We start from the raw sequence: 15,568 nt of genomic DNA, 5'->3' as shown, positions 1-15,568 counted from the left end.
CGCGCTCGGTCGCGCCCACGACGGGCGGCGTGACCTCGACCGACCCCGTCTTGGGTGTGGTCGCGGCCGATGCGAGGATGACCCTATGACCAGCCCCGCACCCGAACCGCGGCCCGGCGCCGGCGCCGACGCCGGTGCACCGGCGTCGCCCGCGGCGTCGTCGAGCGACCCGTTCCAGCCGGCCGACGTGACCTGGGCCCGGGTGTCGCCCCGCCTGATCCCGGTGCGCTGGATCCTCGTCGCGTTCTGGGTGGGACTGCCCGCCCTGGTCTGCGCGGTGCTCGCCGTCCTGCTCACGGTCTGGCTGTGGATCCCGGCCGGCGTGCTCGCGGCGGCCCTGCTGTGGGCGGTGCTGCTGATCCCGCGCCAGGTGCGGGCCATCGGGTACGCGGAGCGCGACGACGACCTGCTGATCCGCAAGGGCATCCTCTTCCGGCAGCTCGTGGTGGTCCCGTACGGGCGGATGCAGTTCGTGGACGTCTCCGCCGGACCGCTCGCGCGCCGCTTCGGCATCGCGACCGTCCAGTTGCACACGGCGGCGGCCAGCACGGACGCCGAGATCCCGGGGTTGGCACCCGGTGAGGCGGAGCGGCTGCGCGACCGGCTGACCGCGCACGGCGAGGCGAGGCTGGCGGGCCTGTGAGCGATCCGCAGACCCGCGTGCCCGGGGCGTCTGCCGACCAGCTCGAGTGGCACCGCGTGCACCCGGTCACGCCGCTGGTACGGGCGTGGGCGGCGGTGCTCGTGCTGCTGTTCGTCCTCGGCAACCAGGCGCTGGACAGCCTGTCCTCGCTCGGCGAGGTCGCCGGCCAGGTCGTCCGGCTGTGGTGGGTGGCGGTGCTCGCGCTGCTGCTCTTCCTCCTGGTGGTGGCGGGCGTGTCCTGGCTGGCGTGGCGCATGACGACGTACGCGGTCGACGACACCGCGGCCCACCTGCGCAAGGGCATCCTGTTCCGGCAGCAGCGGCACGCGCGGCTGGACCGGCTCCAGGCCGTCGACGTGCGCCAGCCGCTCGTGGCGCGCCTCTTCGGGCTGGCGGAGCTGACGCTGGAGGTGGCGGGCGGCGCGGACTCCGCGGTGCGGATCGGGTTCCTGCGGCTCGACGACGCCAACGCGCTGCGGGCCGACCTGCTGGCGCGAGCGGCCGGCGTGAAGGCCCGCCGAGCGGCCGGGACGCGTGAGCCCGCGCAGGCGGAGGTCCGGGACCAGGCGGCCGTCCGGGAGCAGGTCACGTCCGACCAGCAGAGCGACGCTGCCGGCGTACCGGGCGCGGCCACCGGCGTCGTGCCGGACGCCGAGGCGCCCCGGGACGCCGTCGCCGCGGTCGCCGCACCCGTGCCGGAACCGGTGCTCGAGGCTCCGGAGAACGCCGTCTACGAGGTGCCGCCCGGCCGGCTCGTGGCGTCGCTGCTGCGGCTGCCGGTCATCTGGATCATCCTGCTGGCGTTCGTCGGGCTCGGCGTGGCGGTGGGGGTGACCCGCAACTTCGGTCTGCTCGGCTCCGTGCTGCCGGGCCTGTTCGGCGCGGGCGCCTACCTGTTCAGCCGGTTCGCGGGCGAGTTCGGGTTCCGCGCGGCGATCTCCCCCGACGGCATCCGCCTGCGGCACGGCCTGCTCGAGACCCGGGCCCAGACCATCCCGCCGGGCCGGGTGCAGGCCCTGTCGTTGACCCAGGGGTTCTGGTGGCGCGGCAAGGGATGGTGGCGCGTCAAGGTGAACGTCGCCGGGTACGGCGTCGAGGGCAACAGCGAGACCCAGCACGTGCTGCTGCCCGTCGGGCCCCGGGACGAGGCGCTGACGGCGCTGTGGCTGGTGCTGCCCGACCTGCGCACCGACGAGGTGGCACCGCTGCTCGACGAGGGCCTCACGGGCGACGCCCGCACGGACCGCTGGTTCACGACCAGCCCGCGGACGGCGCGGATCTTCGACCCGATCAGCTGGCGCCGCAACGGGTTCGCGGTGGCCGAGCGGGTGCTGCTGCTGCGCACCGGGCGCCTGACCCGGAGCCTCGTCGTGGTGCCCCACGAGCGCACGCAGTCCCTCGGCGTCGAGCAGGGTCCGTGGCAGCGGCGTCGAGGCGTGGCCTCGTTCGCGGTGCACTCCACCCCCGGGCCCGTGGGTCCCCGCGTCCCGCACCTGGCCTCGGGCGTGGTCGCCGGTCTCCTCGACGAGCAGTCCGTGCGCGCCCGCACGGCCCGCGCCCACCAGCCGCCCGAGCGCTGGATGGAGCAGGTCACCGCGCTGCCCGAGGTGGCCGACGGCCGGGACGGCACGGCATGACCGCCGTGCCACCGGGAGGCCCCGGGGCTCCTGCGGGTGACCCCGCGGCCCGTCCCGGCCGGCTGGGTGTGGGCGTGGTCGGTGCCGGGCGGGTCGGTGCGGTGCTCGGCAACGCCCTGCGCTCGGCCGGGCACGCCGTCGTCGGCGCGTCGGGGGTGTCGGAGGACTCCCGCGAGCGCATCGCCACCCTGCTGCCCGGGGTGCCCAACCTGACCGTCCAGGAGGTGGTCGAGCGCGCGGAGCTGGTGCTGCTCGCCGTGCCCGACGACGCGCTGGCCGACCTGGTCGGGGGGCTCGCGGAGGTGGGGGCGTGGCAGCCGGGACAGCTCGTGGTGCACACCTCGGGCCGCTTCGGTGCCGTGGTGCTGGCGCCCGCGCAGGCGGCCGGGGCGATCCCGCTGGCGGTGCACCCGGCGATGACGTTCAGCGGCACCTCCCTGGACCTGGCGCGGCTGACGGGCTGCACGTTCGCCGTCACGGCGCCGGCGGCGGTGCTGCCCATCGGGCAGGCGCTCGTCGTCGAGGTCGGGGGCGAGCCCGTCGTCGTGGCCGAGGAGGCGCGCGACCTCTACCACGCGGCGCTGGCGCACGGCGCGAACCACCTGGTGGTGCTGGTCGCCCAGGCCGCCCAGGCGCTGGAGGCGGCCGGGATCGAGCGTCCCGGACGTGTGCTGGGCCCCTTGCTGGGTGCGGCGCTCGACGGCGCGACCCGGTCCGCGGACGTGCGTGACGGCGTCGGGCCGGGCGCGATCGCGGCGCTGACCGGCCCCGTATCGCGGGGGGACACCGGGACGGTGACCGCGCACCTGGGCGCGCTCGGCGATCTCGCCGCCCGCACCGGCGCCACCGACGTCCCCGCCGCCTACGCCGAGCTCGCCCGCGGGGCCACGCGCCGCGCGCTGGCGAGCCACCGGATCGAGGACGAGGCCGCGCGCCGGCTGCTCGACGTCCTCGACGCACCACCCGAGGAGCACGCATGAGCACCCCCGACGCGCCGACGCCTCCCGTCGTCGTGCGCACCCGCGACGAGCTGCGCGACGCCCTGACCGACTGGGCGCTCGGCGCGCCCGCCCCGACCGACCGCCGCGCCGTGGTGATGACCATGGGCGCCCTGCACGACGGGCACCTCGCGCTGGTGCGCCGCGCGCGCGAGGAGGCGGGGCCGGGCGGCCAGGTCGTGGTCACGATCTTCGTCAACCCGCTGCAGTTCGGCCAGGGCGAGGACCTGGACGCCTACCCGCGCGACCTGGACGCCGACCTGGCCCTGCTCGCCGGCGTCGGTGCCGATGTGGTCTTCGCCCCGACGCCGGACGTGGTGTACACCGACGGGGACCCGGTGGTGCGGGTGTCGGCCGGTCGCATCGGCGAGGTCCTCGAGGGTGCGTTCCGCCCGGGCCACCTGGACGGCGTGCTGACCGTGGTGCTCAAGCTGATCCAGCTCACCCGCCCGGACGTGGCGCTGTTCGGGCAGAAGGACGCCCAGCAGCTCCTGGCGGTGCGGCGCATGACGCGCGACCTCGACCTGCCGGTGCAGGTCGTCGGGGTACCGACGGTGCGGGACGACGACGGGATGGCGCTGTCGTCGCGCAACGCCTACCTGTCGGACGGCGAGCGGAGGGCCGCGCTGGCGCTCTCGCGGGCGCTGCAGACCGGATCGGCGGCCGCGGCGAGCGGAGACGGTGTCTCCGCCGTCCTGGCGAGCGCGTCGGGAATCCTCAACGAGGCCTCCGACGTTGTGGTGGACTACCTGGCACTCGTCGACCCGGATACCGTGGACGAGGTGCCCACCGGGCACACCGGCCCGGCGCTGCTGCTCGTGGCGGCGCGCGTGGGCACCACCCGACTGATCGACAACCAGGCCGTGGACGTCGTCGCGCCCGCAGCAGAGAACGAACCTGCAGGCCAGGAGGAGACCCGTGACTGACCAGACCTCGCCGCACACCGTCGGGGAGCCCGGGACGGGCGCCGCACCCGGCACCCACCGGGCGCCGGTGCGCCGGCCGGCGTCGCTGCAGCGGCCCATGATGATCGGCAAGATCCACCGCGCGACGGTCACCCAGGCCGACCTGCACTACGTGGGATCCATCACGGTCGACACCGACCTGCTGGACGCCGCGGACCTCATCCCGGGTCAGCAGGTCGACGTCGTGGACGTCACCAACGGGGCACGCCTGACCACCTACGTCATCCCCGGCGAGCCCGGCGCCGGCGAGATCAGCATCAACGGCGCCGCCGCGCACCTCGTCAGCCCCGGCGACACCGTGATCATCATCGCCTACGGCATGATGTCGGACCACGACGCGCGCACGTTCCTGCCGCACGTGGTGTTCGTCGACGGGGACAACAAGATCGTCGAGCTGCACGACGACCCGGGGCACGCCCCGGACGGGTACGGCCTGTACGACTCGGGCGTGCCCATCGAGCCGTACCAGTCCGCCGGGCTCGTGCGCACCGCCGCGGGCCGCGCCGTCGCCGGGGAGCCGGTGCCCGCCGAGGCCCCGGGCGCCGCCCCGGAACCCGCGCCGGCTCGGTGACGCCGACCCGTCTGGCCCGGACCCTCGCCGCACCCGAGCCGGGCTGGACGACCCGCGCGGACGCCGTCGTCGTCGGCTCCGGCATCGCCGGGCTGACCGCGGCGCTGGAGCTGCGCACGCGGGTGCCGCGCGTGCTGCTGGTGACCAAGGCCGAGCTGTCCTCCGGGTCGACGGTGTGGGCGCAGGGCGGCATCGCCGCCGCGCTGCACCCCGACGACACCCCGGCCGCCCACCTGCACGACACGCTGGTGGCCGGCGGCGGGCTCAGCGACCCGGCGGCAGTCGAGGTGCTGGTCACCGAGGGTCCGGACCGGGTGCGCGAGCTCGTCGCCCGCGGGGCGTCGTTCGACGTCGGTGACGACGGCGACATCGCCCTGACCCGCGAGGGCGGTCACCGCGCCGACCGGATCGCGCATGCCGGCGGGGACGCGACGGGGGCGGAGATCTCCCGTGCGCTGGTGGCCCAGATCGAGGCCGTGCAGGACGACCCGGGCATCGAGGTGATCGAGAACGCCCTGGTTCTCGACGTGCTGACCGGTGCGCCCTCGCCGTCCGGGCAGCGACCCGTCGCCGGGGTGACCCTGCACGTGCGCGGGGCCGGGTCCCGCGACGGCGTCGGGGCGGTGCTCGCCCCGGCCGTGGTGCTGGCCACCGGGGGAGTGGGGCAGGTGTTCCGCTCCTCGACCAACCCGCCCGGCGCCACCGCCGACGGCATGGCCGCCGCGCTGCGTGCCGGCGCCACGCTCGGCGACCTGGAGTTCGTCCAGTTCCACCCCACGGTGCTGTGGCTCGGGGCCGGCGCCCGCGGCCAGCTGCCCCTGATCAGCGAGGCGGTGCGCGGCGAGGGTGCGCTGCTGCTGGACGTCGACGGGCACCGCTTCATGCCGGCCGTGCACGAGCTGGCCGAGCTGGCTCCCCGCGACGTCGTCGCCCACGCCATCGTGCGGCAGATGGACGCCACAGCCGCGGACCACGTGCTGCTGGACGCGCGCTCGCTCGGCGCGGACTTCCTGCGCCGCCGGTTCCCGGGGATCACCGCGCGACTGCTGACGCAGGGCATCGACTGGACCGAGGAGCCGGTGCCGGTCGCGCCCGCCCAGCACTACCACTCCGGCGGCGTGGTGACCGACCTGCAGGGGCGCACCTCGGTGCCCGGGCTGTACGCCGTGGGCGAGGTCGCCTGCACCGGGGTGCACGGCGCCAACCGGCTCGCGTCGAACTCCCTGTTGGAGGGGCTCGTGTTCGCGCACCGTGCCGCGCACGACGTCGTGGCCCGGTATCCCGGAGCGGCGGGCGCGCCGGAACCGGTGGACCGCCCCGGGGACGCCGGGCTCGTGGCGGCCGCGGCCCGCTCGCGCGTGCAGCGGGTGACCTCCGAGGGGGCGGGGCCGCTGCGCTCGGCGCCGTCGCTGGAGCGCGCCGACGATCTGCTCGCCCGGGTGACGACGACGGCGCACCGGGACGGTGGTGTCGTCGCCGACCCGCAGGCCGCCGAGTGGGAGACGACGAACGTCCACCAGGTGGCCCGGGCCCTGGTGCGGGCCGCGTGGGTGCGGTCCGAGAGCCGCGGCGGACACTTCCGCACCGACTTCCCCGACCGGGATCCTGCCTGGGAGCGCCGGGTCACGGTGTCGCTCGACGACGACGGCACCCTCACCGCGACGTAGGCAACTCTCCCGCGACGTAGGCAACCCCTGCGCGAAGTAGGCAACTTTTCCGCGAGGTAGGCGCCCTTCCGTCCGCGCGAGCACCGCGTCGGGAGCGTCCGGTCCGACGGCGGTGCACGGCCGGATCTTGCGCCTGACGTCATCATGGTGTCATAGTGGTGTCATGGAACTGACGCCCTATGTCGAAGAGCTGCGTCGCCAGCTCGCCACCGCAGCCGCCGCCGGCGGGGACGAGGCGCGCGCGGTCGCCGACCGCCTGACCGCGCCCCTCGACGCCGCCGTCCGGCTCGTCCTGCTCGACGCCCTGTCCGCGGCGACCGGCGAGATCTCCGCCGAGCTGGCTCCCGGGTCCGTCGACGTCCGCCTGCGGGCGGGAACGCCGGAGTTCGTGGTGACGGCCGGCGACGTCGCCGCCGCCCGCGAGCACGACGCCCCTGAGCCGCCGTCGGCCCCTGCACCGCCGCCCCCGCCCGCCGAGGCCGACGCCGGTGGCAGCACCCGCACCACGCTGCGACTGCCCGAGCACCTCAAGTCCCAGGCCGAGGCCGCCGCCGCCCGCGACGGCGTCTCGGTCAACACGTGGCTCGTGCGGGCCGTCGCGGCCGCGCTCGAGCAGTCCACCGGCCGCCCCGCCCCGCAGGGTCGGCCGGCACCGCGCGGCAGCGGCCGCGTCACCGGCTGGGTGCGTTGACACCCCGCCCGCCCGTCGACGACACCATCGTGACACCACCACCGGAGCCCCGCCATGCCCACCTTCCCCGCACCGCACCCCGTCCTCGTCTCCGTGGACGTGCCCTTCGCCCACGTGCACGTCGTCGCCTCCGAGCGTGACGACGTCGTCGTGACCGTCCTGCCCACGGACGCCTCCAGGTCCGGCAGCGTCCGGGCCGCCGAGGAGGTCCGCGTCGACCGCACCGCGGACGCGATCGCGATCACCTACCCGGGTTCCTGGCGGCAGTGGGTCCTGCCCTTCGCCGCCGGCACGGTCGACGTCACCGTCGAGCTGCCCCGCGCCTCGCAGGTCCGGGGCAAGGCGGGGACCCTCTACGCCGAGGGCCTGCTCGCCGCCGTCGACATGGCCCTGTCCGCCGGGGACGTGCGCGTGGACGACGCCGGTCGGCTGGCCGTGAAGGTCTCGGCCGGGTCCGTGGTCGCGGGCCGGGTCGACGACGTGGACGTGTCCGTCGCCGCCGGCAGCGTGCGGCTCGGCGAGGTCACCGGGCACGGCCGCGTCCGCGCGACCAACGGGACCGTCGCCGTGTCGGCCGTGACCGGGACGCTCGACGTGCACGGCGCGCACGGCGACCTCGTCGTCGACCACGTGTCCGGCACGCTCTCCGCGCGGTCGGCGCACTCGGGGATGCGCGTCGGGGCGTTGGTGTCCGGCAGCGTCGACCTGACCACGTCGTTCGGGTCGATCGAGGTCGGGGTGCCGCAGGGCACCGCCGCCTACCTCGACCTGTCCTCCCAGCGTGGCGCGGTGCGCAACCAGCTCACGCCGACCGAGGGGCCCGTCGAGGACGAGTCCACCGCAGAGATCCACGCCAGCACCGGGTTCGGCGACGTCGTCGTGCGTCGCCCGCTCGCCGGTGCCGGCGACACCGCCGCCTGAGGGCCCGACGACCGGGAGCGCCCATGACCGCCGCCACCGGTCCCGCGATCGAGATCGCGGGACTGTGCAAGACCTACCGTTCGAGGTCGGGCGACCGCCCCGTGCTGGACGGCCTGGACCTGACCGTGCCCGCGGGCACGGTGACCGCCCTGCTCGGCCCCAACGGGGCGGGCAAGACCACCACCGTCGGTGTCCTGTCCACGCTGCTGGCCCCCGACGCCGGGACCGTGCGCGTCGCCGGCCACGACGTGACCACCGACGCCGGTGCGGTCCGTGCCGCCATCGGCGTGACCGGGCAGATCACCGCCGTCGACGAGCTGCTCACCGGCACCGAGAACCTGCGCCTCATGGCGGCGCTGCACCATCTCGGCCGGGCCGAGGGCCGGCGTCGGACGGCGGAGCTGCTGGACCGCCTCGCCCTCGCCGAGGCGGCCGACACCCCGGTCGCCACCTGGTCCGGCGGCATGAAGCGCAAGCTCGACCTGGCCATGACGCTCGTCGGCACGCCGTCGGTCGTGTTCCTCGACGAGCCGACCACCGGCCTCGACCCGCGCAGCCGCCGCGCGCTGTGGGACGAGGTGCGCCGGCTCGTCGCGGACGGCACCACCATCCTGCTCACGACGCAGTACCTCGAGGAGGCGGACCGGCTCGCCGACGACGTCGCGGTGCTGCACGAGGGCCGGATCGTCGCCCGGGGCGCGCCGGACGAGCTCAAGGCCGTGCACGACGCCGGCACGCTCGACGACGTCTTCCTCGCCCTGACCGCACCGCCCGCCGACCAGGAGGACCCCCGATGAGCGCCGTGACCGCCCCCGCGACCGCTTCCGCGGGCCCTCGCCCGCTGGCCGACGTCGCCACGATGCTGCGCCGCAGCCTCCTGCGGGCCGTGCGCTACCCCGGGCTGACCGTCTTCCTCGTGGCCGGACCGCTGGTGATGCTGCTGCTGTTCGTCCACGTTTTCGGCGGCGCGTTCGGCGCCGGCGTCGCACCCGGCGTCACCCCGGGCGCCGAGGGGCGCGCCGCCTACCTCGACTACATCACGCCGACCCTGCTGGTCCTGACGGTCGTCGGGGGCGCCACGTCCGTGGCCACGAGCGCTGCGATGGACGCCGCGGGCGGCATCATGGCGCGGTTCCGCACGATGGCCATCGCACCCGGGTCGGTCCTGTCCGGGCAGGTGCTGGGCTTCACCGTGCAGGCGCTGGCCGCCCTGGTGCTGCTGCTCGGCGCCGCGGTCGCGACGGGGTACCGGCCCGACGCGGGCGTGGCCGGGTGGTTCGCCGTCGTCGGCCTGCTGGTGCTGCTCAGCCTCGCGCTGAACTGGCTGTGCGTGGCGATGGGACTGCACGCCCGCAGCGTGGAGACCGCCAGCAACCTGCCCATGATCCTGCTGCTCCTGCCGTTCCTCGGCAGCGGGTTCGTGCCCGTCGACACCATGCCCGGCGCGGTGCGCTGGTTCGCCGAGCACCAGCCGTTCACCCCGGTCATCGAGACCCTGCGCGGGCTGCTGACCGGCACGGGGACCGAGACCGCCGTCGTCCAGGCCGTCGCCTGGTGCCTGGTGATCGGCGTCGCCGGATACCTCTGGGCGCGCTCGCTGTTCCGCCGCGAGCGCCGGCTCTGACGCCTGCCCCGCTGTCGTCGCGCGCGCCGGACCCGACGCGCGCGACGCGGCTCAGCGCAGGTCGAGCGCGAGGTCGAGGATCGGCGCCGAGTGCGTCAGCGCCCCGACGGACAGGTGGTCGACGCCGGTCAGCGCGACCTCCCGCGCCCGGTCGAGCGTGAGGGTGCCGGTGGCCTCGAGCTCCACGTGCGCCGGGACCCCGTCGCGGCCCTGGCGCTCGCGGACGGCGGCGACGGTCGCGGCGAGGACGTCGGTGGGCATGTTGTCGAGCAGCAGGAAGTCCGCGCCGGCGTCGAGGGCCTCCATGGCCTGGGCGGTGGTGTCGGCCTCGACCTGGACGAGCACGTCGGGGAAGGCCGCGCGGATGGCGTGGATCGCGGGGGCGACGCCGCCGGCGGCGACGACGTGGTTGTCCTTGACCATGGCGACGTCGTGCAGGCCCATGCGCTTGTTGGTGCCGCCGCCGGCGCGCACGGCGTACTTGTCGAGCGCGCGCAGGCCGGGCGTGGTCTTGCGGGTGTCGAGGACCTGTGCGCCGGTGCCGGCGAGCTCGCGGGTGAACGCGGCGGTGGCGGTGGCGACGCCGGAGGCGCGGGAGGCCAGGTTGAGCAGGGTGCGTTCGGCGACGAGCAGCACCTGCGTGCGGCCGGTGAGGGAGGCCAGCACCTGTCCCGGGACGACGGCGGACCCGTCCTGGGTGTGGAACGTCACCTCGGGCGCGGGCAGGGCGAGGCGGGTCGCCGTCTGGCGCAGGGTCTCGGCGACCACGACGAGTCCGGCGACGGTCCCTGCCGCGCGGGCGACGAGGTGGGCGGTGCGGGTGTCCGACGGCGGCACGGTGGCCTGTGTGGTCACGTCGCGGCCGGGTGCGGGGCCGAGGTCCTCGTCGAGGGCGGTCTGCACGGTGCGGGCGATCCAGCCGTCGTCGAGCGGGGGTTCGACGGCGGAGGGGGACGCGTGGACGGGCAGGTCGGGTGGGGGCGTGCTCACGGGCGTCACGGTACCGGGGGCGGGTCGGGGGGCCGCCGGCCGGATCGTAGAATCGACGGGTGACATCTCCCGAGAACGCCGACTCCGCCGTGCCCGACGTCCCCTCCGACGACCTGCCCGAGCAGCTGCGTGTCCGCCGGGAGAAGCGTGACCGCATCGTCGCCGCGGGTGGTGAGGCCTACCCGGTCGGGGTGCCGATCACCAGCACGATCGCGGCGGTGCGCGAGCAGTACGAGCACCTGGGCACCGGCGAGGAGACCGACGACGTCGTGGGCGTCGCCGGCCGGGTGGTGTTCCTGCGCAACACGGGCAAGCTCTGCTTCGTGGCGCTGCAGGACGGTGAGGGCAACCGTCTCCAGGCGATGCTGAGCCAGAAGGTCGTGGGGGAGGACGCCCTGGCGGCCTTCAAGGCGGACGTGGACCTCGGGGACCACGTGTTCGTCCGGGGTCGCGTGGGTGTCTCGCGCCGCGGCGAGCTGAGCATCTTCGCCGAGGAGTGGCAGCTCGCCTCGAAGGCGCTGCGTCCGCTGCCCGTGCTGCACAAGGACCTGTCGGAGGAGGCGCGGGTCCGGCAGCGGTACGTGGACCTGATCGCCCGCCCGGCCGCGCGCGACATGGTCCGCCGTCGTGCCGCCGTCGTGCGCTCGCTGCGGGAGAACTTCCACCGCCGCGACTTCGTCGAGGTGGAGACGCCGATGCTGCAGGCGGTCGCGTCGGGGGCTTCGGCACGTCCGTTCTCGACGCACATGAATGCCTACGACATGGATCTGTTCCTGCGGATCGCGCCGGAGCTGTTCCTGAAGAAGGCCGTCGTGGGCGGTGTGGAACGCGTCTTCGAGATCAACCGCAACTTCCGCAACGAAGGTGCCGACTCGTCGCACTCCCCGGAGTTCGCGATGCTGGAGGCCTATGAGGCCTACGGTGATTACGACACGATGGCGGAGCTGACGAAGGATCTGGTGCAGAAGGCCGCGCTGGACGCATTCGGCACCACGACCGTCACCCTGGCCGACGGCGAGGAGTACGACCTCGGCGGGGAATGGGCCGACATCACGATGTACGGGTCGCTCTCGGACGCCCTGGGGGAGCAGATCACGCCGGAGACGAGTGTCGATCATCTCGTCGTGCTCGCCGAGAAGGCGGAGATCTCGTTCGACCCGAAGAAGGTCAATCACGGCAAGCTCGTCGAGGAGCTGTGGGAGCACCACGTCGGCGACGGCCTGTACGCGCCGACGTTCGTGCGCGACTTCCCGGTCGAGACCTCGCCGCTGACCCGCGAGCACCGCACCACCCCGGGCATCGTGGAGAAGTGGGACCTGTACGTGCGCGGTTTCGAGCTCGCCACCGCCTACTCGGAGCTGGTCGACCCGGTGGTCCAGCGCGAGCGCTTCGCCGAGCAGGCGCGGCTCGCCGCGGCCGGCGACGACGAGGCGATGGCGCTCGACGAGGACTTCCTGACGGCCATGGAGTTCGCCATGCCACCGGCCGGTGGCATGGGAATGGGGCTCGACCGGTTGCTGATGGCGCTCACCGGAGCGGGAATCCGCGAGACGATTCTGTTCCCGCTCGTCAAGCCGTCCCACTGAGGAGCGTGAGATGGACACTTTCTGGGCGGTGATCGCGGGACTCGTCCCGTCGATCGGTGTGGGTCTGCTCTTCTGGTTCGCGATGCGCAAGATCATCCGGGCCGATCGCAACGAGCGTGCCGCCACCGAGCTGCACGAGGCGCAGGCGCGTGACCGGGTCAATGGGTCCCGGTCCGACTGAGGAATTCTTCGTGACGCGACCGAACAACTGAGTTGACATTTCATTGTGGTACGAGCATGCTCGTTTCGACGGTGAATGTGGAATCTCAGAAAGGTGGCAGCGTGGTTCAGAAGACCAAGGTCGTGCTGATCGACGACATCGACGGCAGCGACGGTGACGAGACGGTCACTTTCGGTCTCGACGGCGTCTCCTACGAGATCGACCTCACGGAGGCGCACGCCACCGAGCTGCGCGAGGCGCTCTCGACGTGGATCGGGCACGCCCGCAAGTCGGCCGGCCGGTCGGCGCCGCGTGCGACCGGCGGTGCACGCCGCGGGCGCACGGATCGTGAGCAGCTGCAGAAGATCCGTGAGTGGGCCCGCGAGAACGGGTACACGGTCAACGACCGTGGTCGTATCCCGGGCCGTGTCCTGGAGGCGTTCGAGGCCGCGCACTGAGCGGTCCTGCGAAGCAGCCTGCGCCCCGGTCGGATCAGCCCCGGCCGGGGCGCGGTGCTGTCCGGCCACCGCCACCCTTCCCGCGATGTAGGCAACTCTTCCGCGAGGTAGGCGACATTCTCGCGAGGTAGGCGACCGGCCGTCGCCGCACCCGGCGCCGCCTACCCTGGACCCATGACTGAGCAGCCCGTGCCCCTGTGGATCGGCACCTATCCGGCGGCCGGGTCGGCACCCGGAACCGGAGAGGGCGTCTGGCGGGTCACCGTCGATCCGGTCAGCGGCACATTCGGCGCTCCCGCCCTGGCCGCCGAGCTGACCTCCCCGTCCTTCCTGGCGCGCCATCCCCACGCCCCCGTCCTGTACGCCGTCGCGGAGACCCCCGGCGGGGCGCTGACCGCGCTGCGGGTGCACGACGGCGGGACGATCGAGCCGTCGTCGACCCTCTCCTCGGGCGGCGACGACCCCTGCCACGTCGCCGCGTCCGTCCGCGCTGTGTGGGTGACGAACTACGGGGACGGTGTCGCGTCGGTCGTGGCGGTGTCCGACGACGGCACCCCGGAGGCGGAGCATCGCGCGCTCTACGCCGGCGGCGGCTCCGGTCCGGTGACCGACCGCCAGGAGGGCCCGCACGCGCATCAGGTGACGGTGGTGGACGACCACGTGCTGGTGACCGACCTGGGTGCGGACGTGGTGCGACGCTACCCGCTGGACCCACCGGCGTCGGACGCCGCCACGAGCGACGGGGAGGTGGCCGCGCGGCTGCCCGCCGGCACCGGTCCGCGGCACCTGGTGGTGCTGCCCGGCGGCGCGCTGGTCGTCGCGGGCGAGCTGGATGCGCGGCTGCACGTCCTGGTGCCCGGCGGCGACGGCTGGGAGCACGCGGGCAGCGCGCCCGTCTCGCCGGGCGCGGCCGTGGGGGAGGCGTTCCCCGGCCACGTCACGCTGAGCGAGGACGGGCGGCGTGTGCACGTGGGCGTGCGCGGCCCGGACGTGCTGGCGGTGCACGAGGTGTCCGACGACGGTCCGCACCTGAAGCACGTCGGTGACGTCCCCCTGGGCGAGGGCGCCTGGCCGCGGCACCACGAGGTCGTGGCGGGTTCGCCGGACGGCGAGCTGGTCGTGGTCGCCCTGCAGGGTTCCGCCGAGCTCGTCACGGTCCACCTGGACGACGACGGGACGGGCACGGTGCTCGACCGTGCGGCCTGGGCGACACCGCCCGCGTGCGTGCTGGTGGCCTCGTGAGCGAGGACCGTCCCGCACCGCGGGTGGCGATGCTGTCGGTGCACACCTCGCCGCTGGACCAGCCGGGCACGGGCGACGCGGGCGGTATGAACGTCTACGTCCTGGAGCTGTCGCGGGCGCTGGCGCGTCGGGGCGCGGAGGTGGAGATCTACACGCGGGCCACCTCGTCGGCGCAGCCCAAGGTCGCCGACGCCGAGCCGGGCATCCGTGTCGTGCACGTGCCCGCCGGCCCGTTCGAGGGGCTGGACAAGAACGACCTGCCCGGGCAGCTGTGCGCGTTCACCGCGGGGGTGCTGCGGGCCGAGGCGCACCGCCCGGCCGGCTGGTACGACGTCGTGCACTCGCACTACTGGCTGTCCGGGGAGGTCGGCTGGCTGGCGGCGGAACGGTGGGACGTGCCGCTGGTGCACACCATGCACACCATGGCGCAGGTGAAGAACGCCGCCCTGGCTCCGGGGGACACCCCGGAGCCGCACGGGCGGATCATCGGCGAGGAGCAGGTGGTCGCCGAGTCCGACGCCCTGGTGGCCTCGACCCGCGAGGAGGCGGACGACCTGGTGCGGTTCTGCGGCGCGGACCCGGACCGGGTGCACGTCGTCGCGCCGGGGGTGGACCTGGCGGCGTTCGCGCCCCTGGAGCCCGCGGCAGGGGAGACGACGGCGCAGGCCCGGCAGGCGTTGCGCGAGCGGCTGGGGCTGCCGGTCGACCGCCCCGTGGTGCTGTTCGCCGGGCGGGTGCAGCTGCTCAAGGGCCCGGACGTGCTGGTGCGGGCGCTGGGCGTGCTGGCCGACCGCGCGCGGACTGCCGGCGACGACGCGGACGTGCCGACGCTGGTGGTGCTGGGCGGGGCCAGCGGGCGCCCGACGGCGGTGCGCGAGCTGGAGGCGCTCGCCCACCAGGAGGGTGTCACCGAGCACCTGGTGGTCCGCCCGCCGGTCTCACGGGCGGAGCTCGCGGACTGGTACCGGGCCGTGGACGCGGTCGCGGTGCCGTCGCACAGCGAGTCGTTCGGCCTGGTGGCCGCGGAGGCGCAGGCCTGCGGGACGCCGGTGGTGGCGGCCGCCGTCGGCGGGCTGTGCACCGTGGTGGTCGACGACGTCTCCGGGGTGCTGGTCATGGATCACGAGCCGGCCACGTGGGCCGAGGTGCTCGGCGACCTGCTCGCCGACCCGGCGCGTCGGGACCGGTTGGCGGCGGGAGCCCGGCGCGCGAGCGAGCGCTTCTCCTGGGACCGGGCGGCCGCGGCGATGCTGGACGTGTACGCCCAGGCCGCGAAGACCCGCCAGACCCGTGGCGCGGACGGTGGGGGCGAGGGTTCCTCAGGCACCGACGGGGCCGACGGGTCCGAAGGCTCCGCGAGGTAGGCCGGAACCCCGTGAGGTAGGCCAGAACCCCGTGAGGTAGGCCGGAACCCC

16 protein-coding genes are annotated in these 15,568 nt (G+C 74.8%); 15 read left to right on the top strand and 1 reads right to left on the bottom strand.

All coding sequences use genetic code 11. The features are described from left to right. Positions 1-85 precede the first annotated feature (85 nt). The 10 genes from HDG68_RS02445 (at position 86) to HDG68_RS02400 (ending at position 9,717) form a co-directional block, all read left to right on the top strand. Positions 86-643: a PH domain-containing protein gene (locus tag HDG68_RS02445; RefSeq protein WP_172148878.1), complete on the top strand. Its 558-nt coding sequence runs from the start codon at positions 86-88 to the stop codon at positions 641-643. After that, a complete protein-coding gene (locus tag HDG68_RS02440; RefSeq protein ID WP_343037392.1) occupies positions 640-2,280 on the top strand; it encodes a PH domain-containing protein in 1,641 nt (546 codons plus the stop codon). Before HDG68_RS02445 ends, HDG68_RS02440 begins: the two co-directional genes overlap by 4 nt. After that, positions 2,277-3,260, top strand: coding sequence for a Rossmann-like and DUF2520 domain-containing protein (locus tag HDG68_RS02435; protein WP_172148877.1), 984 nt, complete (start codon positions 2,277-2,279; stop codon positions 3,258-3,260). Before HDG68_RS02440 ends, HDG68_RS02435 begins: the two co-directional genes overlap by 4 nt. Continuing rightward, positions 3,257-4,204, top strand: coding sequence for a pantoate--beta-alanine ligase (panC, locus tag HDG68_RS02430; protein WP_172148876.1), 948 nt, complete (start codon positions 3,257-3,259; stop codon positions 4,202-4,204). Before HDG68_RS02435 ends, panC begins: the two co-directional genes overlap by 4 nt. 97 nt (positions 4,205-4,301) lie before the next feature. Beyond that, entirely contained in the window at positions 4,302-4,814 is a 513-nt protein-coding gene (panD, locus tag HDG68_RS02425; protein ID WP_246253528.1) for an aspartate 1-decarboxylase, read from the top strand. Next, a complete protein-coding gene (locus tag HDG68_RS02420) occupies positions 4,811-6,481 on the top strand; it encodes an L-aspartate oxidase (protein WP_172148875.1) in 1,671 nt (556 codons plus the stop codon). Before panD ends, HDG68_RS02420 begins: the two co-directional genes overlap by 4 nt. A 163-nt stretch (positions 6,482-6,644) precedes the next feature. Continuing rightward, the gene (locus tag HDG68_RS02415) at positions 6,645-7,172 is read left to right on the top strand and encodes a toxin-antitoxin system HicB family antitoxin (protein ID WP_172148874.1); all 528 of its coding nucleotides are present in this window, start codon (positions 6,645-6,647) and stop codon (positions 7,170-7,172) included. A 54-nt stretch (positions 7,173-7,226) separates the two neighbouring features. Then, on the top strand, positions 7,227-8,093 hold the full coding sequence (locus tag HDG68_RS02410) for a DUF4097 family beta strand repeat-containing protein (RefSeq protein WP_172148873.1): 867 nt from the start codon (positions 7,227-7,229) through the stop codon (positions 8,091-8,093). A gap of 23 nt (positions 8,094-8,116) precedes the next feature. Continuing rightward, positions 8,117-8,890 carry an ABC transporter ATP-binding protein gene (locus HDG68_RS02405; protein WP_172148872.1) on the top strand — a complete coding sequence of 258 codons (774 nt, stop codon included), beginning with the start codon at positions 8,117-8,119 and terminating at the stop codon, positions 8,888-8,890. Then, positions 8,887-9,717, top strand: coding sequence for an ABC transporter permease (locus HDG68_RS02400; RefSeq protein WP_172148870.1), 831 nt, complete (start codon positions 8,887-8,889; stop codon positions 9,715-9,717). The genes HDG68_RS02405 and HDG68_RS02400 overlap by 4 nt, the downstream gene beginning before the upstream one ends. 51 nt (positions 9,718-9,768) lie before the next feature. Here the strand turns inward: HDG68_RS02400 and nadC are convergent, their stop codons facing one another. Continuing rightward, entirely contained in the window at positions 9,769-10,707 is a 939-nt protein-coding gene (nadC, locus tag HDG68_RS02395) for a carboxylating nicotinate-nucleotide diphosphorylase (RefSeq protein WP_343037391.1), read from the bottom strand. Between the two features lie 59 nt (positions 10,708-10,766). Here nadC and lysS point away from each other — a divergent pair, with 59 nt between their 5' ends. From lysS to mshA, 5 genes are all read left to right on the top strand, one after another. Further along, the gene (lysS, locus tag HDG68_RS02390; RefSeq protein ID WP_172148866.1) at positions 10,767-12,293 is read left to right on the top strand and encodes a lysine--tRNA ligase; all 1,527 of its coding nucleotides are present in this window, start codon (positions 10,767-10,769) and stop codon (positions 12,291-12,293) included. A 10-nt stretch (positions 12,294-12,303) separates the two neighbouring features. After that, positions 12,304-12,474 (top strand): hypothetical protein, encoded by a 171-nt coding sequence (locus HDG68_RS02385; RefSeq protein WP_172148864.1) that lies wholly within the window; start codon positions 12,304-12,306, stop codon positions 12,472-12,474. A gap of 101 nt (positions 12,475-12,575) precedes the next feature. Continuing rightward, positions 12,576-12,911: an Lsr2 dimerization domain-containing protein gene (locus tag HDG68_RS02380; protein ID WP_172148862.1), complete on the top strand. Its 336-nt coding sequence runs from the start codon at positions 12,576-12,578 to the stop codon at positions 12,909-12,911. Positions 12,912-13,085: 174 nt separating this feature from the next. Then, positions 13,086-14,153 (top strand): lactonase family protein, encoded by a 1,068-nt coding sequence (locus tag HDG68_RS02375; RefSeq protein WP_172148860.1) that lies wholly within the window; start codon positions 13,086-13,088, stop codon positions 14,151-14,153. A gap of 29 nt (positions 14,154-14,182) precedes the next feature. Continuing rightward, complete coding sequence (mshA, locus tag HDG68_RS02370) at positions 14,183-15,517, top strand: D-inositol-3-phosphate glycosyltransferase (protein ID WP_172149149.1); 1,335 nt, start codon at positions 14,183-14,185, stop codon at positions 15,515-15,517. The last annotated feature ends 51 nt before the right edge of the window (positions 15,518-15,568 follow it).

It is taken from the genome of Isoptericola chiayiensis, from assembly GCF_013149805.1.
Lineage (GTDB): Bacteria > Actinomycetota > Actinomycetes > Actinomycetales > Cellulomonadaceae > Isoptericola > Isoptericola chiayiensis.
The sequence above is the reverse complement of the archived record's forward strand: the minus strand, read 5'-3'. Positions and strand labels throughout refer to the sequence as shown.

What these genes read in the sequence shown, in the direction of transcription:
- HDG68_RS02445 (WP_172148878.1), top strand. Translation starts at nt 86, where the DNA reads ATGACCAGCCCCGCACCCGAACCGCGGCCCGGCGCCGGCGCCGACGCC.
- HDG68_RS02435 (WP_172148877.1), top strand. Translation starts at nt 2,277, where the DNA reads ATGACCGCCGTGCCACCGGGAGGCCCCGGGGCTCCTGCGGGTGACCCC.
- panC (WP_172148876.1), top strand. Translation starts at nt 3,257, where the DNA reads ATGAGCACCCCCGACGCGCCGACGCCTCCCGTCGTCGTGCGCACCCGC.
- panD (WP_246253528.1), top strand. Translation starts at nt 4,302, where the DNA reads ATGATGATCGGCAAGATCCACCGCGCGACGGTCACCCAGGCCGACCTG.
- HDG68_RS02415 (WP_172148874.1), top strand. Translation starts at nt 6,645, where the DNA reads ATGGAACTGACGCCCTATGTCGAAGAGCTGCGTCGCCAGCTCGCCACC.
- HDG68_RS02410 (WP_172148873.1), top strand. Translation starts at nt 7,227, where the DNA reads ATGCCCACCTTCCCCGCACCGCACCCCGTCCTCGTCTCCGTGGACGTG.
- HDG68_RS02405 (WP_172148872.1), top strand. Translation starts at nt 8,117, where the DNA reads ATGACCGCCGCCACCGGTCCCGCGATCGAGATCGCGGGACTGTGCAAG.
- HDG68_RS02400 (WP_172148870.1), top strand. Translation starts at nt 8,887, where the DNA reads ATGAGCGCCGTGACCGCCCCCGCGACCGCTTCCGCGGGCCCTCGCCCG.
- HDG68_RS02385 (WP_172148864.1), top strand. Translation starts at nt 12,304, where the DNA reads ATGGACACTTTCTGGGCGGTGATCGCGGGACTCGTCCCGTCGATCGGT.
- HDG68_RS02375 (WP_172148860.1), top strand. Translation starts at nt 13,086, where the DNA reads ATGACTGAGCAGCCCGTGCCCCTGTGGATCGGCACCTATCCGGCGGCC.
- mshA (WP_172149149.1), top strand. Translation starts at nt 14,183, where the DNA reads ATGCTGTCGGTGCACACCTCGCCGCTGGACCAGCCGGGCACGGGCGAC.